The sequence below is a fragment of the Wolbachia endosymbiont (group A) of Limnophora tigrina genome, assembly GCF_964263225.1.
Classification (GTDB): domain Bacteria; phylum Pseudomonadota; class Alphaproteobacteria; order Rickettsiales; family Anaplasmataceae; genus Wolbachia.
In genome coordinates this window covers 1,541,290-1,566,455 of sequence record NZ_OZ181654.1, presented here as the reverse complement: position 1 = coordinate 1,566,455, position 25,166 = coordinate 1,541,290, and the positions used below count along the sequence as shown (strand labels likewise).

Below are 25,166 nucleotides of genomic sequence, written 5' to 3'. Positions count from 1 at the left end.
AGGGGCTAAGTTATTTAGTTTTAATTATTTATCAACCGAAAGGGAGGAGTTAATGAATAAAACAAAGTCTTTTGATATACCGAAGCAACTTATTTGGAGAGCTTATAAACAAGTATCGAAAAATAAAGGTGCAGCAGGTGTAGATGAGGTCTCGATAACAAAGTTTGAAGAAAATCTAAAGGATAATCTATACAAATTATGGAATCGGATGTCATCCGGAAGTTATTTTCCAGAGCCGGTAAAAGCTGTTGCGATACCAAAAGATACAGGAGGGCAAAGAATTTTATGTGTGCCTTCAGTATTCGACAGAATAGCGCAAACAGCAGCTACAATGTATCTTGAGCCGTTAGTAGAACCGAAATTTCACGAAGATTCATATGGTTATAGACCAAATAAGTCTGCACTGGATGCGATATACACAGCACGGAAGAGATGTTGGAAAAATGATTGGACGGTAGATCTTGATATATCTGGATTTTTCGACAATCTGGACCACGATTTAGCACTGCAGGCTATCAAGAAACACACAGACTGCAAATGGGTCATACTGTATGTTGAGAGGTGGATGAAAGCCCCCATTCAGCAAGCAGATGGCAGTAGGGTAACAAGGGATAAAGGAGTTCCGCAAGGAGGTTCAATAAGCCCAATCATTTCAAGCATATTTATGCACCATGCCTTTGATATGTGGATGAAACAAAATTATCCAACAGTACCATTTGAAAGATATGTAGATGATGCGATAGTGCACTGCAGAACTAAAAGACAGGCAGGATTTATGAAAGTAATGATTGAAGAAAGATTGGCTAAGTGTAAATTGAAGTTACATCCTGAAAAGACACAGATTGTGTACAGTAAGGATGATGATAGAAAAGAACAATTTCCTAAACAAAGCTTTGATTTTCTAGGTTATACTTTTAGACCTAGAGTAGCAAAGAATAAGATGAGGAATTATTTCATCTCATTTCTACCTGCAATTAGTAACAAAGCCAAGAAGAAGATCAAGAAAACCATAAAGTCATGGAGAATACATCGGATTACATGGACCACACTAGAGGAAATATCGAAGAAAATAGATCCAATAGTCAGAGGCTGGTTTCAGTACTATGGCAGGTTTTATAAATCAGAGATGTATCCATCTCTCAGAAATATAGAGAGATACCTCATAAGATGGGTCAGGACAAAATATAAGAAACTTCGTGATCACGGAAGACTAGCAAAGCAATTTCTAGGAAAAGTGAGAAAGAGGTCTCCAAGTATTTTCTATCATTGGACACTTGGGTTAGGATCAAAAGGCTAAATAATGGGAGCTGTATAAGCCGAGAGGTTTCCGTGCAGTTCTGCGAGAGACTGGTGGGGAAGCTCCGCCGGTCTACTCTCCTTACTAGATTTTTTCTACTTTCATGATCTAAAAAGCCACTCACTGTTCTCATTATAGGACGGGTAGAGCGGTCACCAGTTAAGTAAATTCTATCTCCCACTATATCATGAAGCTCTTTAACTTGAGCTTTATATTCATCCCAATAGTTTGATAACTCTTGTTGGTCATTGAGAAGATCTGGTTTATTTGAAGTTGTTAACCAGTGTGAGTCATGTTCCAAAATATATCGAATTGTAGCTTTCCCTATATCTATATGCCCTTCAGTAATTGCATACTTTAAAACACCTTCTGCTTTTTCCCTTCCAACATTAAGATCAGCACCAGCTTTTATTAATAATTCTACTATCTCTGGAGTGTCAAAAAATATAGCAGTATCTAGAGGAGTTTTTTCATTACAATCTTTGATATTTGAGTTTGCTTTTTTTTCTATTAAATAACTTATAAATCCTAAAGCTCTATTAGCTTTTTCAGGATTTAGGTCTTTATTATTTCTGTATACTCTAATTGCAAAGTGCAATGCAGTTTGACCCTTCAGCGCATTAGCGTCTATGCCTGGTCTCCAATAGCCATCCTGTTCTTGATTTACTATGTTTACATCCGCACCGTTTTCTATTAAAGCCTTAGCTCCTTCGAAATTGCCTTTTGCAGTTTGCAGATGAAGTAAGTAACGACCAAGATGATCAGTTGCATTAGGATTTGCACCTTGTTCAATCAAATACCTTGCAATTTTATCATTAAATTTGTGATCATAAGTTGCAGATTCTAGTGGCTCAGGATTTTGCGATAACTCATTTTTAGCTATTGATTTATTCATCTGACAGATTGATTTGACTAACTCTAAATCTTTTTTCATAACTGCCTTTCCGACTGCAGTGACGAATTTTACACCTTGCTCTATTAGATATTTAGCCATTTTACTATCAATAGCATAACCTAATAAATTTGTACCATTTTGGGAATTAATCTCAGCAACAACATCTTTAATAATAGAGCTGTTTTTCTCAAAAATTGATTTTACTTTTTCTAAATCATTTTTGGTAACAGTATCAACAAGATCTTTTATTACAGCATTCACCCTCTCTTTTTTAGCTAAAATTTCTTTTAATTCTTCAGGGTTCATAAATACACCTCAACACACATAATAAAAAAGTATATCTAAATCAGAATTGCTTGTAAAGGATCTTTAGATATTATCTTGCCCAAAGGTTAATTTATTTTATAATCTTTTTGTATTCTAGAAATTTCAATTAAATGAACTGTTATAAAACTCACGAGTGTAATGAATTAAGGAAGAATGATGTAGAAAAGGAAGTTATTCTCTCTGGTTGGCTGTATCGCAAACGTGACCATGGTAACCTAATCTTTGTTGATTTAAGAGATTTTCATGGGATTACTCAGTTGGTATTCAATAACGATAAAGATTTTTTTGATGAAATTTCGAATTTAAAATCAGAAAGTGTGATTACTGTCACAGGAATAGTCAAAGCTAGAACTGAAGATACGGTAAATAGCTCTATTTCCACAGGAGAAATTGAAGTTATAGTTAGTAATTTACAAGTTGAATCTGAAGTTGAGTTCCACTGTGATGAAGAAATAGCAAAAGAAGAAAGGAGTATATTAGCAAGTATCGCCGGTGAGCAAGAATACCCAGAAAACATGAGATTTAAATATCGTTTTCTTGATTTAAGACGTGAAAAGGTTCGTAATAACATTATTCTACGTTCACAGATCATTTCAGAGCTCAGGAGGCTCATGATAGAGCAAGGATTCTTAGATATTCAAACTCCAATACTTACTGCCTCTTCTCCTGAAGGTGCACGTGACTACTTAGTGCCAAGCAGACTAAATCCTGGTAAATTCTATGCATTACCACAAGCTCCGCAGATTTTTAAGCAGTTGCTTATGGTTTCGGGGTTTGATAAATATTTTCAAATTGCACCTTGTTTTCGTGATGAGGACGCAAGGGCTGACCGTTCTCCTGGGGAGTTTTATCAGCTAGACCTTGAAATGTCTTTTGTAACTCAAGAGGATATATTTCAGGTTATTGAGTCTACTTTATATAAAGTGTTTGCTAAATTTTCTCGCAAGTCTGTCGATAAAGATTTTCCACGTATTACATACAAAGAAGCAATGCTCAAATATGGATCTGATAAGCCAGATCTGCGTAATCCATTGTTAGTTAGCGATGTTACAGAAATTTTCCGTGATTCAGAGTTCAATATTTTCAAAAGCAATATTGAACGCGGTATGGTAGTGAGAGCCATCCCTGCTCCTAAAACAGCAGAAGAACCTCGTAGCTTCTTTGATAAAAAAATAGAACATGCGCAAAAAGAATTCGGTGCTAAAGGTCTTGGATATATAACGTTTGATAAAGATGGCATCGCAAAAGGGCCAATTGCTAAATTCCTTGATGAAAATAGGCTAAATTCTATAAAAGAAATAACGGATGTAAAGCCTGGAGATAGTGTATTTTTTGCTTCTGATAAGGAAAATGAAGCAGCAATAATTGTAGGGAAAGTGCGCGCTCTCTTAGGATCAGAACTAGGTCTTATAGATAACGACATATTTAAGTTCTGTTGGATTATTGATTTTCCATATTTTGCGTATGATGATAAAAGCAAAAAAATTGATTTCTTTCATAACCCATTCTCTATGCCACATGGTGGCTTGAAGGATTTAGAAGAAAAAGATCCACTGGACATCCTTGCTTATCAATATGATCTTGTTTGTAATGGAATAGAGCTTTCAAGTGGAGCAATTCGTAACAACAAACTGGATATAATGTATAAAGCTTTTGCCATTGCAGGCTACAGTAAAGAAGAAGTTGATACAAAATTTGGCGCACTTGTACGTGCATTCAGGTTTGGTGTGCCCCCTCATGGTGGAATAGCACCAGGGATTGATAGAATGGTTATGCTACTTGCTGATGAGCCAAACATTCGTGAAGTAATCTGTTTTCCTATGAATCAGCAAGGAGAGGATGTTCTAATGGGTGCTCCTTCTGAAGTGGACAATAAACATTTACGTGAGTTATCCTTGAAGGTTATTGAATAAAAATTTTTATAGCGGAGTGTGGTAAACCAGAAATCATGAACAATATTCAAAAAGCAATACTATCAAGCATAATCTGCAATATGATTATATGGTATGAAGTAACTCTGTTTGGAGTTTTAACTCATATAATAAGCAACGTTTTTTTTCCTTCAGAAAGTGATTATTTAAGCACAATCAAATTTCTTGGCAGTTTTGCAATTGGATTTGGATTTAGACCATTTGGTGCATTTATTTTTGGTTACATTGGAGATAAATACGGCAGGAGGAAAATTTTACTGACTTCTGTAATATTAGCTTCGATATCATCCACCGCAATTGCGGTTATACCAGGCTTTAAAGAAATAGGAATATTTTCTCCTATATTACTTCTGCTTTGTAGAATAATACAAGGAATGGCAACAGGAGGGGAAACGAGTATCAACTCAGCCTTTTTAATAGAGCATTCAAGCGATAAAAAAAATCTAGGCTTTTTAGGTAGCATGAAAGCTTTCAGTGGTGCTCTTGGTTCTATTACATGTTTTGTAATGATAGCTATTTGCAAAAAATTTACAGGTGAAAATTATGAGATTTGGGGCTGGAGATTGCTCTTCTATTTCTGCTCTGTTATGGGCGTAATAGGCTTCTTAATAAGATACATAATGGAAGAGAGCCTAGCATATAAAATTCATGATCAAAATAGAAGCTTATCTGATTCTCCATTTTTAGAATTAATCAGGGACTATAAAAAGGCATTTGTGATAGCAATTGGACTTGGCATTGCTCAAAACGCAATTGTTTATTCAGTAATCATGTTTTACAACATATCTGTAAAAGAGCTTATTCTTTCAGATATTGATATTAAAAATGTAGTAAGGATTATGGTTGAAATTACATTTGGGACGTCTGCAGTGCTGTTTGCAATACTGTCTGATAAAGTTGGAAGAAAAAACGTGATCATTCCTACATTAGTAACTCTAGCTTGCGCCGGTTTGCCGGCACTTTCACTATTATCATATGATAACCACTATATTGTAACGCTCACTTTTCTATTAATAAGTGTGCCGATAGGCGCATCTTTTGGAATATATAATTCTCTCGCCTGCGAGTTATTTCCAACAAAAGTTAGATGCACTGGCTTTAGCCTCGCACATAACATATCTGCAGGTATTTTTGGCGGCCTTTCTCCATCGATATGCATGTGGCTTATAGAAAAAACTGAAACAAAACTTGCAGCAGGCATTTATCTTACTATCTGTGCATTAATTAGCCTAATATCTGTACTTCAAATTAAAGCCAAAGATAGAAAAGTTGATTGGTGAAATCGTTTCAGTTGAAAGATAGCACTTCAATAGATTTTTCGATGTGCCTAGGGATAGGAGCAGTAATAGTGATTACTTTATTATTTGGCAATTTTAAAGATAAAGAATGCGAATGAAGGTGGATCTGATTTACTACCCCATCGATAAAAGCTTTTTTACCACCATATTTACCGTCACCAAGAATAGGGCAATTTATATGAGCTAAATGTGCACGCAACTGATGTGTCCTGCCGGTAATTGGTTGTAATTTTAAATAAGCAACATTATGTTTTAATCTTGATATAATTGAAAAATGCGTAGTGGCATTTTGAGGTGAGTCTTCATCAATAACTACTTTTTCTTGCCCTGAAATATATTTTTTCACCAACGGGTAGTCTATTATTCCATTATCTTTGCTCGGTATACCAGAAGTTAATGCTAGGTAAGTTTTTTTTATCCTCCGTCCTTTAAATTCTTCCATAAGGTATCTTGCAACACTGGCATTGCGCGCGAATATTATTACTCCGCTTGTATCTCTATCAAGTCTATGGACAATTTTAAATACTTCCCCTTCTCTTATTTGGTCAAGCAAGTCACTAATGCTAATTTTTACCTTTATACCGCCTTGAACGATTATTCCTGCTGACTTGTTTATAGCTAATATATACTCGTCTTCATATAGTATGTTGTCTCTCAGTAAATTTACTAATTTTTCATTATATTTACGATCAGAATTAGTGTTTTCAATATAATCTAAGTATCTTATCGTTATAGTTTGCCCAGAATTCACTCTATCGCTGGATTTTGCCGTGCAATTATCAACCTTGATTAATCCTTTCCTTAAAGACTTCTCAATTGCAGATTGTTTCAAATTGGGAAAAATTCTTCTAATGTACCTATCGAGCCTAACGTTATTGTCTTCTACTAATATGGTTTTGATACCTTCTGACATCTTACTTATAAAAATTTTATTGTGTAAACTAAAATCTAACATACCTAATGTACTCCTCAGTTTCAGCTACTTGCATCGAGTGCTGCGTGCTGGAATTTAGAGGATTATTTAACTCTTTATAACAGCTTCATATTTTCCTACAGCTGAGTAAAGTGGTAACAATGATAGTTTCTCGATCATAGAGAGGTGAGTATTAGGCTCTTTAGTACTAGGGCCTGGACACGCTTCAGTGTTAGGCCCTGACTTCATACACTCAATGCCGTTAGCTAAAGATGTTACTCTTCCTACATTAACATTTTTAGTGCGATATGACCACCTGTAAGGACTATGTAATATTTGTTCTTTTACTCCATCCATTTCATCTGGACACGCTTTAGTGTTAGTCCCTAACTGCACACATTTAATGCGGTCAGTTATAAGTGCTACTCCTTTTCCATTAAGTTTAGCGTTATACTGTAATTGTTCAATTTGATTAGCTTGATCTCTTATCATACGTTCAAAGCTGATAGATAGATTATGTGATTCTATTTCTCTCAACATATGTGATTCTATGTGTTGCACTGTCATTAATTTTTTGTTTCTGAGTATACTTGATTCTAAGTCAAGCTGTGTAAGTATAGCTATTGCTCTTTGTTCTGCTTCCACTAGAAGATTACTTATACCTTGACGTTCAGCTAAATCTCTTACAGTTTCACCACAGTGATCAGGCAATGAAGTATTTGCGCGATAACATAGTAAGGTCATTACTACTATCCAGTGTCTACGTTCGACAGCATAAGCTAAAGGAGATTGCCCAGAGCTATCCTGTGCATTAACATCTACTCCATATAAAATTAAGATCCTTACTACTTCCGGATGGTTATACTTGGCAGCTTTATGTAAAGCAGTTGATCCTAAATCATCATCTGCATTAGCATTTACTCCAGCTTCTAATAGAGCATGTACCATTAGTGTATCACCATGTCTGGCAGCACAACGTAAAAACTCAGCTCCCATCAATTTCATCACATCCTTCCATATTCCAAGTTGTATCATAGTAGTTACTGCTTCTAGATAATTATATGGACAAATAGAAAGTAATATTTTCTGTGAATCATTCGTCTCAATACTTGCTCCATGGGCTATTAGATAATACATTACTTTTCTATTGCCTTTTGTAGCAGCACAATTAAAAGGAGTCCATCCCCATGCATCCTTATGGTTAACATTTGCTCCATATTTTATTAAGAGCTCTACTGCTCCCACATTACCATTCGTAGCAGCAATATGTAAGGGAGATCGTCCAATTAAATTATCCTCTAGATTAACATCTGCTCCATGTTCTGATATGCACTTTAATAGGTCTTCTAATATTGAAATATCGTTCTTTGTAACAGCCCAATATAGAGGAGTCCATCCAAATACATCTACTATCTCAATATTTTTGTCGATATTCTTGTCGTTTTTTATTATACAATCCACCATTGCTCTATCAACATTTGCAACAGCAATATGTAAAGGAGTAAGTTTAAGCGCCCCATTCTTCTTAACATCTGCTCCATTATTCATTAATAACCTTACTACTTCTTTATGGCCATTCCTGGCAGCTTCATATAAAGCAGTCAAGTTCATCAGATCTTCCACATTAGGATTTACCTCCTTCGTTACTAAGATTTTTATTATTTCTATATCGCCATTTACAGCTGGCTGATATAAAGTAGTCCGTTGAGATGAATCCAACAGATTAACATCTGCCCCTTTTTCTATTAGCTTGCGTGCTACTTCTATGTTCCTATCTTCAACAGCCCAATGTAAAGCAGTCCATTTGAACAACGGACTTGTTGCATTAATATCGACTCCTTCTACTTCAAGCATAGCATTGATTAAATTGTTCAGCTCAAAATCAATAGCTAAATATAATAACGTGTATGAAAAGCGTTCATGCAAACGATCTATTTCAAACCAATGATTTACATCAAACTCATTTTCCTTCCACTCTCTATACACATTTCCACTTTCTTTCTTTAGTCTATTTAGTGTTTCTAGTATCTTTTGTGTATCTAGCATCACTGGTACCTTTTCTGAGATCTTTCGTGCATTTAGCACATCCTCTAGCGCCACTGCTTTTGATTCTTCTGATGTCTCTTGTACACCTAACCTTTTTAGCATTCTTTTTACCATCTGTTGCGCATTTGATACCCTTGACTCCTTTAGTATCTTTTTTACTTCTTCTTTTGTCTGCGGTACATTTACCACCTTTAGTCTCTTTTTTAATGGCTCTTGTGTCTCTTGTACTCTTGTACTCTCGCCTGATACTTCTAATCCATGCGATATCTCTTCTAACATTCTTGATGTTTCTGCTTGCCCTAGTATCTTTACTTCCTTTAATAGCTCTTTTATTCTTTCAATTACATTGTCTTTACTTAAATTTACCTCTTGATCAATTACACCTAATATTATGTTACACTGTTCATATGTCATTACCATAGCTTTACCTCATACTATAGAGTATTTTTTGATGCTATATATTATGGTAGAATAGTCAACGCATTTTCCATAGCGTAACTTGAGAGTCTAAAAGGACTGTTATTAACTTACAGAAAACCAAGCTTGCCTGAAACCACTTAATTGATTATAATCATAGGTTTTAAGGCAGTAAAATGACAGCTTTTTTTCCTTTGGTTATTTTTTTAATCTTATACCTTGGAAGTGGTGTCTATTTTTCCTTTATTGGAATTGATAATCCGCTTCGCCAAGTTTCACCGGTGATTTGCCTACTACCGGCGCTATTTTTTGCTGTTGCATGCAGTGCAGGTAAAATTCAACGTAACATCGATACTGTCATCGAGGGTATGGGCGATAAAAACACCCTTACTATGTGTTTAACTTTTCTATTTTCTGGAGCATTTTCTGTGGTGACTCAATCAATTGGTAGTGCAGATACTGTTGCTGATTTAATTCTCAATTTCCTTCCAGCAAGATTACTACTGCCTGGAGTATTTTTGGCTTCCGCTTTTATATCAACTGCAATTGGTACGTCTATGGGAGTTGTTGTATTAATGGTACCAATAGCTGTTAACTTAGCAAAAAGTGGGGCTTTTGGTCTTGAAATAGGAACTGCAACTGTAGTTGGAGGTGCCGTATTTGGTGATAATCTTTCAATGATATCTGACACTACTATTGCATCTGTTTCTTCACAGGGGGCCACGATAAAGGATAAACTTAAAGTGAATTCTAAAGTAGCATTTGTTGCCAGCATTATAACGCTTGTCTATCTGGCAATTATGGCAGATAGTACAAAAATTATTCCTACATCAAATTTAGATTATTTATCAGTAATAAAGATTATTCCTTATATTTCTTTAATAATCATGGGGTTATTTGAAGTTACTACTTTAGTAACAATAACTATAAATATAATTGTTGCTAGTGTATTAGGGATGACTTTTTTTGACTATACTATCATTCAACTCTCTCATGACATATATGACGGTTTCAAAAAAGTAAACGAGATAGTGATATTTGCTCTATTTATTGGCGGATTGAGTCATATAATGTACAAGCAGGGTCAAAAGGCATTACACAAACTTATCGATGAAAGCAATATCACAAAAACTAAAGCTGAATTTGTAATAGCGGGCATAGCATCTATGTTTACTGTTTTAGTTGCTAATAATACCATTGCTATTTTATTAAGTGGCGATATTGCAAAAAGGCTCGCGCAAAAGCATAATATTCCGTCATACCGTAGTGCATACTTGTTAGACATTTTTGCTTGCGTTACAAAAGGCATTTTGCCTTATGGTTCCCAGCTGCTGCTAGCAGGTAGCATTGCTTCTGTCTCACCTATTTCTTTGTTAACACAAGTTTATTACTGCTTTATTTTAGCAGCAGTTACAGTAGGTGAAATAATCATCAATGGCAGACGTTGCGCGGCTACAACTTAATGTACGAAGATTTCTCTTCATATTACATTTTTGTGCCCATAAGAAACGAGTTGCCATTTTCATCAGCTACTTGGATAATAGATATATTCACAAAATTGTTCCATTTTTCTCAATAGATTTTGGTTTTCTTTTCCCCTTATTAGCAGAGCATAAAACTTAGCTTTTTAATAAATCTCATTTTAACTCCAATACACTAACTATGAAACAATCTATATTGCCATCAAAAACGGAATTTATATTGCCAACTTCATGTCCAGTCCTTAAATCCTTTACCATTTGATACGGATGCATAACATACGATCTGATCTGACTGCCCCAACCTATATCGCATTTCTTGCCATATTCTTCGGCCATTTTTTGTTCTTTTTTTTCCAATTCAATTTGATATAAACGTCCTTTAAGTAGTTTAAGTGCTTCATCTTTATTTTTATGTTGAGAACGACCATTTTGGCATTGAGCTACAACGCCTGTTGGAATATGCGTAATACGTACCGCGCTTTCAGTCTTATTTACATGCTGACCACCTGCTCCAGAAGCACGGTAAGTGTCGATCTTTAAATCCTTTTCATCCACAACAATATCTATTGAATCTTCAATCACTGGAGTTACTCCTACACTTGCAAAACTGGTATGACGTTTACCATTTGCATCAAATGGTGATATTCTAACCAATCTATGAACTCCACTTTCGCTTTTTGCCCACCCGTAAGCTTTTTCTCCGATGATCTTTATTGTTGTAGATTTTATACCAACTGCATCACCATCTAATTTTTCTACAACTTCAACTTTAAAATTGTGATAAATTTCTGCCCATCTTGTATACATGCGCATGAGCATCTCAGTCCAATCATTGCTCTCTGTTCCACCGGCTCCTGAGTGGATTTCTAAAAAGCAGTTATTGTTATCTGCTTCACCAGTAAATAAGGATTCTGTCTCTTTAAGTTTGATTAATTTCTCTAGCTTTACTAACTCACCTTTAACTTCAGAAAAAAATTCTTCATCATTCTCATCAATAGCAGATTTCATCAAGCTGATAGAATCGTTGTAATCGCTTTCTAGCTTTGAAAACGATTCTATTTCATGCTTAATTTTAGAGCGTTCTTTTAAAATCTCTTGTGCTTTTTGATTGTCTTGCCACAGATTATCATTCGACGCTTGAGAATCCAGCTCTTCAAGACGCAACTTCAATTTTTCTATGTCAAAGACACCTCCTGATAAGAGAAATACTTTTATTTAAGCCTTGAAAGTATTCAAGGATTTCTGGATGGGTTTTCATTATACTTTAGACTTTAATATATTTATTATCACTAACAATAACAGCAAACAAAATAGAAATTTAACCATATAATAGTTAATTCAAAATAATTTTATTATACTTGAATGTTCAATAAAATCAAGTGTGTATATTTATTAAAAAAATAAGGTAAAGTAATGAATATTAAAACAAGTTCTCATTATGGTTTAGACAAAAAGGCTATTGATGATTTAATAGAGTCTCTCGATAATCAAGAATTAGAGAATGTTCGTAATATTGTAAAAACGATAGATAGCGTTCAGTTAGCTTATTTTTTATCTACTTCGATCAGTGATCACAGGGAGAAATTAGTTAATATCCTCGATCAACATTTGTTAAGTGATGCCTTAGTACATGTAGTACCAGATTTACAAGTAGAGATCATAGAAATATTGGGAATAGAAAATACAGCAAAGTTACTAATGCTTCTTGATATAGAAGACATAGTAGCTATAGTGAAAGATTTAGATAGAAAGTCTATAGAAAATATACTTAACTACTTACCCAATGCAACTCAAAAATTAGTAGAGGAATTGTTATCATACCCAGAAGAAAGTGCAGGAAGGTTGATACATAAAAATATGGTTATAGCTCCATATTATTGGACGATAAATCAGCTAATGGAATTCTTGCGCAACTATAAAAAAATACCAGAAACATTTTATCAAATTTTCATCATTAACTCAAAATTAGAACCCATAGGCATTTTCAACTTAAATAAGGTAATATCTCACTCAGGAGAAACAATAATAAAAGAGATAATGAGTCAAGATATAAAAATAATTAAAACTGGAATGGACCAAGAAGAAGTAGCAAGAATATTTAAAGATTACGCTCTATTATCAGCTCCAGTAGTAAATAAGAATGGTAAAATTATAGGTGTAATCCTTATTGAAGATGTAATCAAAATTGTTCAACAAGAAGCAGAAGAGGATGTGCTTAAAATAAGCGGTGTATCTTCTAAATCTGATATAAATGCCCCTATACATAAAACTATAATTAAAAGACTACCTTGGTTACTGTTTAACCTCTTAGCTGCAACAATATGTTCTATAGTAGTTGGCTTTTTCGATAACGTAATACAAAGTTTTATAGTACTGCCAATAATTATGCCAATCATTGCATCGATGAGCGGAAATGCAGGATCCCAAACAGTAACACTAACTATCCGGGCAATCGCAACAAAATATCTAACTGAGCAAAATGCAAAAAGAATACTGATGAAAGAATTTTTAATAGGTCTTATAAACGGGGTGATCTTATCTACTATTTCATTAGTAGTGTTAGCAATAAGGTTTCACAATGTCAAAGTGGAGATGATTTTTGTGGTCTCCATGATTATGATGTCAATTATTGCAACGTTCATCGGAACTTTCATTCCTATAATGCTTCATCGTTTAAGATCCGATCCTGCTGTTTCGTCTTCAATCTTAACATCAGCAACAACTGATATTCTCTCAGCTCTTATATTTTTTGGTCTAGCCACGATCTTTTTATTAAATAGCTGAATCTTGCTATATAAAAAAATTGCTTTACAAGCTTTACCGTCCACGTTATCATTACTCATAGATGCATTGAAGAAGAAAAATAACAGTCGATAAAGAAATAAAAGTACATGAAACTGAGCTGCTTTAGTTTTAAAATAAAAACTAAAATAAGATGCTAAAGTATGCAAAAAAATTCTTGCTTTGCTAGATCTTTTTAGCTACAATGCAGTCTAACGTAATGAAAACATGGGGTGTGAGTTAGATGCATTGTATTATGTATATCACTCAGAAAGCAATTCTCGATTTTTTAAGAATATATCTATTTTAGTCAGAAGTCAAAAGAAAAGCACACTGTTACTCAGCAATTAAAGTTACTTAGGATTACCGTAAGGTTTCTACAGCAAATTGGTTTGGTACAGCTGCATAAGAATCAAATGTTGAAATCAATCTTCAGAAAAGAGGTTTACGACAAAACAATCAAAATATGAATATTAAAATATAGGCGGCTTTATGTTAGGTAAAGAAAATATAGGAGAACAAGTAGCAGATAATCAAATGGATTATGTAGATGCTGGATCAGCAATAGTTGATTATGAAAATATATTATCTAGTGAAGAACTTCAGTGTGGACGAAGTCAGGAGAGCCCTAGAGTAACAAGATCTTCATCTATAGGCAGCAGTAGTACATCGACTGATGATGAAGAAATGTTTAGCTGTATAAGCATTACAAGTGATGAAATAGTGAAAAAAGCAACTTTTTTTGTTAAGACTTTTGTTAAAGAATTCGAGGAAAAACTATCTGAATGTTCTAAAGAAGCAAAACCAGGTTCAAAAGTACGTAAAACAGGTAAAGTAGTAGCTAAGGTTGTATCAACTGTGGGTAATTATATTCCACCAAGTGTGGAGAAAGTAGGTACTTCTCAAGTTATGGAGTGTGTGAGTTTTGTTTCTACAAACCAACATAGGAAAAAAGCAAAAATATTTTCTACAATAGTTGCGCCTTCAGAAGGTAACTTAAGAAAGATTTTAATAGAAGCTGGCTTGGAAATTTTTCAAAGTTTTGAGAAGCAATTCACTAAAATTGTGGATACTAATCAGTTGTCTTGTAATAGGGGGATTGAGAAGTTAGCAATGGATACTGTATCCAGAGTAATAAATTACACTACATCTTGCAACGAGAAAGGAGAATTTCCCAATCTTCACATAACTAAAGGTGTTATTTTAGGTAAATCAAAAAGAAAGTACCCGTTTACTACACGTACTGGACATCAAGTAAAAGATAAACAAAGTGGTGAAATGTTGATGACTTCAGAGTTATATGAAAAGGTGGGAATAGAGAAAGCAGAGGGTGAGATTATTAAGTATTATCAATTGAAGGAGCATGACTTTGCTGAAAAATACGGCTATCGGCTTCCCTTTACGTGGGAATTAGAAAATTGGGAAGAGTTAGAACAAAAATATGTACTTAGTGCAACATCTAAAAAAAGAGAGTATGTGCGTATTTTAGATGAGGAAAAAAAGAAAGGATTGGCTAGTAGTATATTAAAAGAGATCAATGAAAACGATTCAGCAAAAAAAAAGGATATACAAGAACTGCGTGAAGAAATCAGAAATTTACGAATACTTCATGAAAAAGAAGGTAAAAATACATTTTCCTTTAATTTGGGCTATTTACCAAAATTCTTTATAAAAAGAGAAGTGATGTTAGACGAATTAAAAAAGAAGTTAGATAGTAAAAATCAAGAAGTAGAACTGTCACGAATGGTCTTGATTAATGGAGAATATGGAACAGGAAAAAGTGAATTAGCTAGAAGCTACGCATATAGTAAGGAGAGTAATATTTGGACAAAAGTTATATGGATAAATGCTAAAACATATGACACTCTTTTCAATTCATTTCGTAATTTAGCTAAAGAATTAGAAATTCCTACAGAAAATGATAATGATATGGATTTTAATGTTGTTCGAGATAGAGAAATAGAATCTATTGTCCAGGATGTATACCAGTATTTTCGAGACGTAAAAAGTCTTTTCATCTTTGATAACACCAGTAAGTATAAGGAGATCGAAAAATTTTTACCATCCTATTTTCCTAATTTGTTTTTTCATGGAGAAAAGCCTTATGTTTTAATTACTTCTCGTAGCAAGAATTGGGAAAAAGAAATAGAAAAGACACAGTTGAATGATGGATTTTCTCTAGGAGAAGCTATAACATTTATTGAAAGGGCCTTAGGGATAAAAGATAAATTAGAGAATCGCTATCTAGTAGAGTTAGCAGAAGCGTTGAATTATCTACCATTAGCTTTGGTGCAAGGAGCAGCATATATAAAACAAGAAAAGATTAGTATTAGCGAATATCTAAAACGCTATAATGAAGCAATACAAAAATCAAATCCTGATCTTTTGGAAGCATTAGGTATCACCAAAGAATTATTTACAACTTTGAAGCTTAACCTTAATAAAATAAGAAGAGAAAAAAATGTTGGGCAGCAATCGCATGATATTGTATCATATATGGCTTACTTGGATCCCAATCAAATTGATATAGAAGAAATTTTCCTCCGAAAGAAATCAGAAAAAGGTAAGCAACAAGTTTTGGATGCTCTTAATCTACTCAATAAGTTTTCAGTGATTGAGCTAGAGGAGTCAATAGCAAGAGTTCATAAAGGAATACAAAAAACAGTAAGAGTAGAGAAAGAACGAACAGGAATAGAAGAAGAAACTTTAAGAGAAATGATGACATCATTTTGCCTTACGAATCCAAATCACGTTAAGTCTGTTTGGAGTCATGCAAGTAAATATAGTAGATTAGTTAATGAATTTATTGATTCTATTTATGATGGAGGTACTATCTTACATTTGCTAGCCAAAGATGGTAATGAAAAGGTTATTAAGCTGATATTAGAGAAAATATATCCTGATAAATTAAGTAAAGTTATTAATGCTATTGATGAAAAGAATTTTACTTCTTTAGATTATGCTATCATACATGGTCACTTAGGTACTGTTCAGCATCTTGTAAGGAAAGGGGGTGATGTAAATCTAAATAACACAAAAGGTATGAATCCTTTGCACTTTGCTGCCGTATATGGTCACTTAGATATTGCTAAATACCTTGTAGCGCAAGGGGCTATAATAAAATCATTAAACAAAGATAGTATGTGTCCTTTGCACTTTGCTGCTATATATGGTCACTTAGATATTATTAAATACCTTGTAGAGGAAGGAGCTAGTATAAATATAAAGGATAAAAATAACATGCGTCCTTTGCACTTTGCTGTTATATATGGTAGATTGGATATTGTGAAATATCTTGTAGAGAAAAGAGCTAATATAAATCTACGTAGCAAAGAAGGTGAGAGTCCTTTGCACTTTGCTGTTATGCATGGTCAGTTAGATATTGTTGAATACCTTATAGAGAAAGGAGCTAGTATAGATAGACAAGATGAAAAAAATATGAGTCCTTTGGACTATGTTATTGTATATTCTAACTCAGAAGAAATTATTTATTATCTTGAAGATATGCACTTAGCTCCAGACTTAAAAACACAATCACATAAAAGAAACCTAGAGACATTTGATGAACATACACTACCTAAAAAAAGAAAATTAAAAAATATAAGTGAAGCATTGCAATTTGAAGATAAAAGCACAGTTAACTTAACTCATAGGTCACCTATATCTTCATTTAACAGCGTCTCTGTACAACCTGCAAACAAGGACTTAAGACTATAATTTTACAGTAAGCTATTTAATTTCATGAGGGGAATTTCAAAAAAACAGAGAAATAAAGTAATAAATTGATATAAATTCGCGTAGAACAAGTGGTAGACCAAGATCCCAAAACAAATTCTTCTCTCACTAGCTAATGTTGTTTGCTGGAAATGGTTATATTGTTTAAATTTTTAGCAATATGTAATACTAATTCATTAAAAAATGGAAAAGAAGAATTATGGTAAGAAAAGTTTATGCTTATCTTATAATAAAAGTGCAATAGAAATTTTCCTAAAGAAAGCAAAAATCGCAGAAGTATACAAAAAAAATATAAGCATTTATAGTACTCAAAAATGTAAGTACAGTAATGTTAAGAACTATTAAGTATTTATGCTGCATAATGTATCTATAGGTTAGAGGTAATTTATGAACAGAAACACACAATCACAGAAAAATATTCAATATAAAATGTTAATAGCGGCTGCTAATTATAAAGCATTTAGGGAAGCTGCTACTGAAGGTAATATTGAAACGTTGAAATTTCTATTGGACAGAGCGAAACTACTAGATTTACAGTGTAAAATGTTGGCAGTTAATGATTATGAAGTATTTAGAGAAGCTGCCGGTAATGATAATGCTGAAGTATTAGAGCTGCTGCTGAATAGAGTAGAATTACCAGAAGAACTACATACAATGTTAGCAGTGAAGAATTATGAAGCATTTAGAGAAGCTGCTGTTGAAAGTAATATTAAAGTATTGGAGCTTCTATTGGACAAAGCAAAATTACTAGATGTAAAGTATAAAATGTTGGCAGCTAATAATTATGAAGCATTTAGAGTAGCTGCTTATGCAGGGCACACTGAAGTACTGAAACTCTTATTGAATAGAACAGAATCATCAAATGTACAGCGTGAAATGTTGGCGGCTAATAATTATGAAGCGTTTAGAGTAGCTGCAGATGATGATGGTGATATTGAAACGTTGGAGTTTCTATTGGACAGAGCGAAACTACTAGATTTACAGTGTGAAATGTTGGCGGCTAATAATTACGAAGCGTTTTGGGAAGCTATCAGTGAAGGTAATATTAAAGTGTCGAAGTTGCTCCTGGATAGAGCAGGATCACTAGAAGAACAACATGCAATGTTAGCAGTGGAGAATTATGAAGCATTTAGGGCAGCTGCTGACAGTGGTAATATTAAAACGTTGGAGTTTCTATTGGATAAAGCGAAATTACTAGATGTACAGAGTAAAATACTCACTTTTACCCACAAATAAAAAAGTGAGTAAAATGGATACCAAATAAATTTGGGATTAAAATGAGTGAAGTAAGTACAAATGTGCAATATACTGATGGCTTAGGGGATAAATGGCTGGAAAGAGAGTTAAAACACGTTAATTTAGGAGATACAAGACTTAATAAGAGACTTATTAAAACAGGCTATTGTATAGAGGGTAAGGCGTCTGGATCAATTAATCAAAGCTGTAGTGGATGGAAAGAAGCTAAGGGTGCATACAGATTATTTAGCAATGAAAAGCTTAAGGATAAGGAAATTTATTCTTCCCATTACAAAGAAACTATGGAGAGAATGAAAGGAAATCAGTTTGTTTTTTCAGTTCAAGATACAAGTTATTTGGATTTTGACTCTCATATAAAAACTAAGAGGCTAGGTAGTATTTCTAAAGCTTATACGAAGCATAAAATGGGTTTACTGTTGCACAGTGCCTTAATAGTCAGCAAAGACGGATTGCCTTTAGGTCTATCTTCTCAACAATGTTGGGCACGTTCTATTAGGGAAAAAGAAACGTCACAAGAAAAAGCAAACAGGAAATACCGTACCTCCATAGAAGAAAAAGAAAGTTATAAGTGGATAACAGCTCTCAAAGAAAGCATAAACAACCTTCCTGCAAATGTACAACTTGTTACCCTTGGTGATAGAGAGGCAGATATCTTCAAATTTTTATGGATCACTGAGACATTAGGTAGTTTTTATGTAATCCGTAATCGAACTAATAGAAGATTTATCTGTACTGAAATTGGAAAAACAGATTTGCAAACACGCATCACTCAACTGCCAGTAAAGAAGAAAATTTCTCTAGAAGTTAATAAAGGTGGAAACCAAAGATCAAGGAAAGCTAATATTGAAGTTAAGTATATGAAAGGCTATATACCTATCAGATCTTCTTCAATTTATGGATCAAAAGACACAGTGCATAAAATAAGTGATAAAATCCCTGTATATGTGGTAAGTGCAAAAGAAACAAATCCTCCTGAAGGATTGGAAGCTATTGATTGGACTTTGCTGACTAATGTACCAGTTAATAGCACTTTAGATGCTATAGAAAGGATAAATTGGTATAAGCTAAGATGGAAAATTGAGGAGTATTTCAGGGTTTTAAAATCAGGATGTAAAATAGAAAGCTCTCGTTTAACTACAAAGGAAAGGCTACAGAAATTAATTGCTATAAAGAGCATTATTGCATTTAAAATTTTATATTTAACAAAAGTCGCTTTATCAAATCCCATGGAAACCTGTACTAAAATTTTAAGCAACGAAGAGTGGAAGGCCCTTTTCATACGTGAGCATAAAGTAGCTACATTGCCAGAAGAACCTCCAAACATAAAACAAGCTATTATTTGGTTAGGAAAATTAGGTGGATTTATGAATAGAAAAAGTGATAATTTACCAGGGGCTATGACTCTATGGCGGGGCTATGAAAATCTTAAGGAGAGCATAGTTATGCTTCACATCATGACCTCTCAAAATTGTGGGTAAAAGTGAGGGTTCAGTTCAGGTGAGTATGGAGGTAAATAAATTATAGTAATATTTTCTGGAATTTTTAGACTTTTTGACTTATGCCAACTGGCACAATCCATGATAAGAAAGGCCTCTTTGTTTCCCAAGCTTTTCGACATCTGTTCTAAAAATATGTTCATACAGTCGGTATTTACATATGGAAAAAGTAAGCTACAGTCCTCTCCGCTCCTGTAATTTACTGCGCTGTAAAGATAGAAATTTTCCCTACCAATTTTTACTTTAATTTGTGTTCTTGATCCCTTTTTAAACCATCCGTGCCCAACTTTCGAGTGTGTTCCAAATCGCGATTCATCGAAGAAAAATATCTCCTTTTTTGGGTTCTTCTGTACAATTTTATTGAGATTTTTTTTTGTACTCTTCTTGCTTGTTTTTGTCTTGTTTATGGTGCACTGGACGTGGCGTGATGTAAGAAAACTTCATCTTTTGTACTTCACTGTGTACTGTAGATTTACTAATATTTAAAGCAAATTCTTTCTGGATTTTTAACCTTACTTCCTTGATAGTAATGTTTGGATTTTTCTCCACCCACATCTCGATTTGCTTGCGTTGACTCTGGTTTAATATACTTTTTTTTCGCCGTTCAGGTGGGACAAACAATCTTTCTACCCTTCCAAATTTTAAATGTTTTATCCATTCTTTCAGCGCAGTTCTTGAGATACACCATACCCTTGCTACCTCTGATATACTATATTTTTTCGCTGCAATTACAGCCTGTAATTTTTTTGAAACATATGCGTTATTTCTCACCTTTTTTAACATTTCTTTTGCCAAGTTTACAACTTTTTCATCTAATAATTTTGACCTTAGTGCCATTCTTAACCTCAATGATTATACCTGCTTGAGTATAACTTCATCACACATATTGTCTATTTGTTTGTTTTGTAACTGGAGTTGGTATTACCAACAAAAACCTAGCATAACTTTTGTGCTCAAAAAATTTCCAGCATCAAGTGCTGGCCTGAAGCTTTAGCTGTAAATGTTAAGAAATTTACCAAGCGAAAAAAAAGGCAAAAAAATCCCCGTGTAACGAGTTTTGACCCTATAATAATGTAAATTGGCGCTGTAATAATGTGCTAACGCTTAAAATAAGCGCGTTTTGGCTGAATGTAGAAAAAATAAAAAAGACATGCAGCCGCTATAATTTTTATGTAATTTGCCAATAAATATCTGAGTTTTTTACTGAATTTTTGTTGTTGAACCCGCGCGGATCGAAAACAAGGATAAATACTCTTATTGTCATAATAAGGGGGCTGGCGCAGTTTGTCAAGGAAGTTTTATGCGAGAGATCTATTGAAATGCTCGTGCAAAATCATACTATTAATTAGTACACTATAAATTTAAAATTATAAATATGTTAAGCAAATTAGTAACTTTGCTATTAATTTTTATATTTCCTTTTTACTCATACTCATATCAGTTTAGAACCAAAGCAAAGCAAGCAATTGTCTTAGATTTAGCTTCAGACTCGTTCATTTTTGAACACAATTCCAGGGAAAAAATGGCCCCATCTTCAATGAGCAAATTGATGACTTTATATGTAGCTTTTGATTATCTAAAAGCTGGAATAATAAAAATGGAAGATAAATTTCGAGTAAGTAGAAAAGCATGGGAAAGGAAAGGCTCTTCTATGTTTTTGAAAGAAGGTCAATTTGTTACGGTAAAAGAACTACTTGAAGGAGTTACAATTGCCTCAGGTAATGATGCATGCATAGCGCTAGCCGAGGGTATTGCAGGATCAGAGGAGAATTTTGTTGCTGAAATGAATGAAGTTGCACAAGATTTAAATCTTAATGATAGTCATTTTGTTAACTCAAGCGGGTGGCCAGATGAAAACCATTTTATGAGCGCAAAAGACTTGGTAACACTGGCAAAAAGGATTTTTACTGATTTTCCTGAATACTATGATCTATTCTCTGAACAATATTTGACATATAACGATATTGTACAAAAAAATAAAAATCTTTTACTTTTCCATGATATTGGAGTTGATGGTCTAAAGACAGGTCATACAAGTGCTGGTGGTTATGGCATTATAGCATCTGCAAAACGGAACGATAGAAGAATTTTTGCTGTCGTGAATGGTTTGGACACCGAGAAAGAGCGAATAGAGGAAGCAAAAAGACTAATACAATATTCCTTAAATCATTTTAATACCAAGAAAATATTTGCTAAGGATAGCGTAGTTGAAGAAATAAATATTGTTTATGGAAAAGATAAAAAAGTGCCCGTTACAGTTGCAAACGATGTTACCATAACTTATAACCGCAGATTACATGATAAAATTAAAGTGCGTATTGAGTATAAAGATATGCTACCCGCACCAATTAAAAAAGGTCAAGAAGTGGGCAAAATTTTTGTAGAAATACCTGGTACTGAGCAACAAACTATACCTGTTTATGCAGCAAATGATGTGCAGGAATTGAGCTATATAAAAAAAATTTTTAGAAAGTTGTTTTAATCAGCAAATGTAAGTTAAGTAGACCTGAAATACTAATCTACTTTCAACCCCTCAGCATGTAAACTGCGTGGTAAAGATTCCAACTCTTTTGCAGCAGTGAGTTCTTTATTTTTTGCATGTATACCAAGCTTATTGAATTCTCGAGCAGCGGGAAATACTCTTGCCTCAAGCGAGCCAGCAGTTTTATTGTAATGGTCGACAGCGCTTTTTAAGCTCCTGCGTAAATTGTCAAAGTTTTCGCCCATTGTGCAGATTCGCTCATATAAAATATGGCCTAGTTTACTTATTTTCTTTGCATTTTCTGCTATCACCTCTTGCTTCCATCCATAGGCTACTGCCCTAAGCAGCGCAATTAAAGTTATCGGTGTTGCAATAATAACTTTTTTTTCTATTCCAATTTCTATCAAAGCTGGTTCACACTCCAGTGCTGCGCTGAAAACTCCTTCTCCTGTTAAGAAAAGTACTACAAGTTCTGGCGTATTTTCAAACTGATTCCAATATTCCTTTCTGCCTAGATCGTTTATATGTTTTTTTATTGCCAGAGAATGATTCTTCAATTTTTCCCTTTGTATCTGCAAATCATTTTGCGACATAGCATCCATATAAGAATCAAGTGGTACTTTAGCATCTATTATTATTTGCTTTCCTGATGGCATTTTTATTATCAAATCAGGACGCAACAAATTGTCCTCATTTTTATCAATTACTGAGGCTTGAGTCAAAAAATCGCAATATTCAATCATTCCCGCCATTTCTACTACTCTTTTTAGCTGCATTTCACCCCATTTACCCCTAATGTGAGGCTTCCTCAGGGCGTTAGCAAGGCTAGAAGTTTGACTCATTAATGCTCCAATTTGCTCCCTTAAACCTTCATAGGCCCCTACCCTCTCCTTCTCTAGGTCACGTATTTCACTATCGAATTTTTCTAACTTTTCTTTTATTGGAGTGACAACTTCGTTGATCGTTGCTTGCCTTTTTTTGAAATCACTTTCTGTTTCTTTTAGTTTACTATCGATTACTTCCTTCGCTAAATTCAGAAAATTATTGTTGTTTACCTGCAAAGCATCAAGAGAAAGCGCTTTAAAAGTATTTGTAAGCCTCTCCTCTGCTTTTGTCAGTAATTCTATTTCCTTTTTCTTTTCCTCACGCTCTTTTTGTAGAATTACTTCAAGCTCTGCTTTTTTGACTTTCAACCCAACTATCTCTTCATCCTTATTCAGTAAAGTTCGCTTTGCCTCTTGAAGCTCACGCTCTAATTTAAGTTCAAGATTTGCTTTCTCCTCACTTAGCTTTCTATTCTTTTTTACGACGAAAAAGAGAAATAACAGTAAAAAAAGAAAATTTAACCCGAGAACTATAGAATTGAGAAGCATCAGAATACAGAAAAAACCGCACTCACAATACTATCTAATTTTTCTATATATAAAAAAGAAAAAAGAGCATCAAATGAGGTACTCTTTTGTGAAGGATTTGGTTTACTAATTAATAATCGCCTACACTTGGATTAGTGACATAATGTCTTTTTATTAAAAATCTTATGTAATAGTTATTTTTATCATATCAAATAGCACATATATTAACAACTCGATTTTACTCTCATTGCTTACTATTTACCACATTACAACACTTACAAACCGGTTATTTCATTAAAAACTTAGCTTCAGCCCAGCCAAAAGCACATACCCGGAGTTATTACTTTCGATTTCAGGTTCTTTGGTACTAAATTTTACAATATCTAAGTAGTATGAAGTGCCAAGAGCTAATGGATATTCAAGACTGAAAGCCTGTGATGTTAATTCGTTTGTACCTTTGCCTACAATATCCCTGCTACTACTAAAATATGTTAAGCTCACTTTACGAGAATCAGAATGATAAGCAACACCTGCATTTATATAATTCATATTACTTGTTTCAGGACTACGTTTCTCACCAGATTTACCGCCATTACCGTACGAAAAAATGCAATCAAGTTCAAAAAGTTTTAGCTTCAAGCCAAAATTCCAGTGTAGCAATTGATTACGGCATTTATAATTTTCAGAAGTACCATCCGAGCAATCAGTTAAATTTTCTCTTGCAAACTCACCAGTAAAAGCAGTAGTAAAATTTATTTCATCTGATAAGCCATTTTTATAGGAAAGACCAGCGGCTATTAGATTGTTATATTGCAAATTATTTTTTCCTGGAACATAACTGAGTCCAAGTTGAAAGTTATAGATTTCAGGAGAAATATAGTTTATCGTTGGTTGTTTTAACTTCAGCTCTAGTCCATTATAGTCGCTGTAAATATTGGGTTTTACCCAAAATACCTCATCTTTATCATACCCAGGATCATTATCTTTTTTTTCATTACCGCGCAAATTTGAGTAATTTGTCCAATGACCATTTATTCCTCCGGCAGCTGTGTAAATTTTTGAAGTGTTAATTAACATACTCTGACTAACTAAACTTCCTTTACCATATTCAATTGATCCAAATTCCTGGTTCTTTATGATAAAATACCACTTCTCCATTTCTAACTTTTCTATGTCTAGTGACTTTAAGTTTGCAATACCAGAAACTCCTACCTTAACATTAAACCCCATTTGTGTATTTGGATAAACTTGCTGCAAATAAAGAAAGCGCAGGTCTGAATAGCTTGAGGTCTTGTCTTTTGTAGAGCTAAAAGAATCTCTGTTGAAAGCGTAGCCAAATCTTAAATCTATTTTTCCATCTAGTTCTGCATAAAATATCTCCTTATCTAGAATTACCCTAGCGTTAGCACTTCCTCCCACGAGTAATGATAAAAACAGTGTGATTAGTAACCTCATAGG

At 33.9% G+C, this 25,166-nt stretch carries 14 protein-coding genes and 2 pseudogenes; 9 read left to right on the top strand and 7 right to left on the bottom strand.

Annotation, left to right across the window (positions count from 1 at the left end; genetic code table 11):
* Positions 1–52 precede the first annotated feature (52 nt).
* Positions 53–1,159 (top strand): annotated as a pseudogene (ltrA, locus tag ACE38P_RS07380) (group II intron reverse transcriptase/maturase); the annotation flags it as partial.
* A gap of 13 nt (positions 1,160–1,172) precedes the next feature.
* On the opposite strand, the gene ACE38P_RS07375 reads toward ltrA, so the two are convergent.
* Positions 1,173–2,498 (bottom strand): ankyrin repeat domain-containing protein, encoded by a 1,326-nt coding sequence (locus ACE38P_RS07375; protein WP_374699789.1) that lies wholly within the window; start codon positions 2,496–2,498, stop codon positions 1,173–1,175.
* 131 nt (positions 2,499–2,629) lie between these two features.
* On the opposite strand from ACE38P_RS07375, the gene aspS reads away from it, so the two are divergent.
* Positions 2,630–4,432, top strand: a complete 1,803-nt coding sequence (gene aspS / locus ACE38P_RS07370) for an aspartate--tRNA ligase (RefSeq protein ID WP_374699788.1) — start codon at positions 2,630–2,632, stop codon at positions 4,430–4,432.
* Positions 4,433–4,467: 35 nt separating this feature from the next.
* Positions 4,468–5,730 (top strand): MFS transporter, encoded by a 1,263-nt coding sequence (locus ACE38P_RS07365; protein WP_374699787.1) that lies wholly within the window; start codon positions 4,468–4,470, stop codon positions 5,728–5,730.
* Positions 5,731–5,737: 7 nt separating this feature from the next.
* Here ACE38P_RS07365 and ACE38P_RS07360 read toward each other — a convergent pair whose 3' ends face one another.
* Both ACE38P_RS07360 and ACE38P_RS07355 read right to left on the bottom strand, forming a co-directional pair.
* Complete coding sequence (locus ACE38P_RS07360) at positions 5,738–6,661, bottom strand: RluA family pseudouridine synthase (RefSeq protein ID WP_353281709.1); 924 nt, start codon at positions 6,659–6,661, stop codon at positions 5,738–5,740.
* A gap of 108 nt (positions 6,662–6,769) precedes the next feature.
* A complete protein-coding gene (locus ACE38P_RS07355; protein ID WP_374699786.1) occupies positions 6,770–9,127 on the bottom strand; it encodes an ankyrin repeat domain-containing protein in 2,358 nt (785 codons plus the stop codon).
* A 173-nt stretch (positions 9,128–9,300) separates the two neighbouring features.
* On the opposite strand from ACE38P_RS07355, the gene ACE38P_RS07350 reads away from it, so the two are divergent.
* The gene (locus ACE38P_RS07350) at positions 9,301–10,587 is read left to right on the top strand and encodes a Na+/H+ antiporter NhaC family protein (protein WP_211908158.1); all 1,287 of its coding nucleotides are present in this window, start codon (positions 9,301–9,303) and stop codon (positions 10,585–10,587) included.
* Positions 10,588–10,761: 174 nt separating this feature from the next.
* On the opposite strand, the gene prfB is transcribed toward ACE38P_RS07350, so the two are convergent.
* Positions 10,762–11,863 (bottom strand): peptide chain release factor 2 gene (gene prfB, locus ACE38P_RS07345; RefSeq protein ID WP_230440360.1). Its coding sequence is split into 2 segments (ribosomal slippage): positions 10,762–11,796 and positions 11,798–11,863, totalling 1,101 coding nucleotides; the frame shifts between segments, so codons are not numbered across the junction.
* A gap of 155 nt (positions 11,864–12,018) precedes the next feature.
* On the opposite strand from prfB, the gene mgtE reads away from it, so the two are divergent.
* The 4 genes from mgtE to ACE38P_RS07325 all read left to right on the top strand — a co-directional run bounded on the left by mgtE (position 12,019) and on the right by ACE38P_RS07325 (position 19,856).
* Positions 12,019–13,389, top strand: coding sequence for a magnesium transporter (gene mgtE / locus ACE38P_RS07340; protein ID WP_064085731.1), 1,371 nt, complete (start codon positions 12,019–12,021; stop codon positions 13,387–13,389).
* A 489-nt stretch (positions 13,390–13,878) separates the two neighbouring features.
* Positions 13,879–17,103, top strand: a complete 3,225-nt coding sequence (locus tag ACE38P_RS07335) for an ankyrin repeat domain-containing protein (RefSeq protein WP_374699785.1) — start codon at positions 13,879–13,881, stop codon at positions 17,101–17,103.
* A 405-nt stretch (positions 17,104–17,508) separates the two neighbouring features.
* Positions 17,509–18,357, top strand: a complete 849-nt coding sequence (locus ACE38P_RS07330; protein WP_374699784.1) for a hypothetical protein — start codon at positions 17,509–17,511, stop codon at positions 18,355–18,357.
* A gap of 41 nt (positions 18,358–18,398) precedes the next feature.
* Positions 18,399–19,856: an IS4 family transposase gene (locus ACE38P_RS07325; protein WP_374699293.1), complete on the top strand. Its 1,458-nt coding sequence runs from the start codon at positions 18,399–18,401 to the stop codon at positions 19,854–19,856.
* Positions 19,857–19,861: 5 nt separating this feature from the next.
* Here ACE38P_RS07325 and ACE38P_RS07320 read toward each other — a convergent pair.
* A pseudogene (locus tag ACE38P_RS07320) lies at positions 19,862–20,711 on the bottom strand (IS630 family transposase); the annotation flags it as partial.
* Between the two features lie 538 nt (positions 20,712–21,249).
* On the opposite strand from ACE38P_RS07320, the gene ACE38P_RS07315 reads away from it, so the two are divergent.
* Positions 21,250–22,356, top strand: coding sequence for a D-alanyl-D-alanine carboxypeptidase family protein (locus tag ACE38P_RS07315; RefSeq protein WP_374699783.1), 1,107 nt, complete (start codon positions 21,250–21,252; stop codon positions 22,354–22,356).
* A gap of 32 nt (positions 22,357–22,388) precedes the next feature.
* Here ACE38P_RS07315 and ACE38P_RS07310 read toward each other — a convergent pair whose 3' ends face one another.
* On the bottom strand, positions 22,389–23,729 hold the full coding sequence (locus ACE38P_RS07310; protein ID WP_264374667.1) for a DNA recombination protein RmuC: 1,341 nt from the start codon (positions 23,727–23,729) through the stop codon (positions 22,389–22,391).
* 273 nt (positions 23,730–24,002) lie between these two features.
* Positions 24,003–25,163 (bottom strand): porin, encoded by a 1,161-nt coding sequence (locus ACE38P_RS07305; RefSeq protein ID WP_374699782.1) that lies wholly within the window; start codon positions 25,161–25,163, stop codon positions 24,003–24,005.
* Positions 25,164–25,166 lie beyond the last annotated feature (3 nt).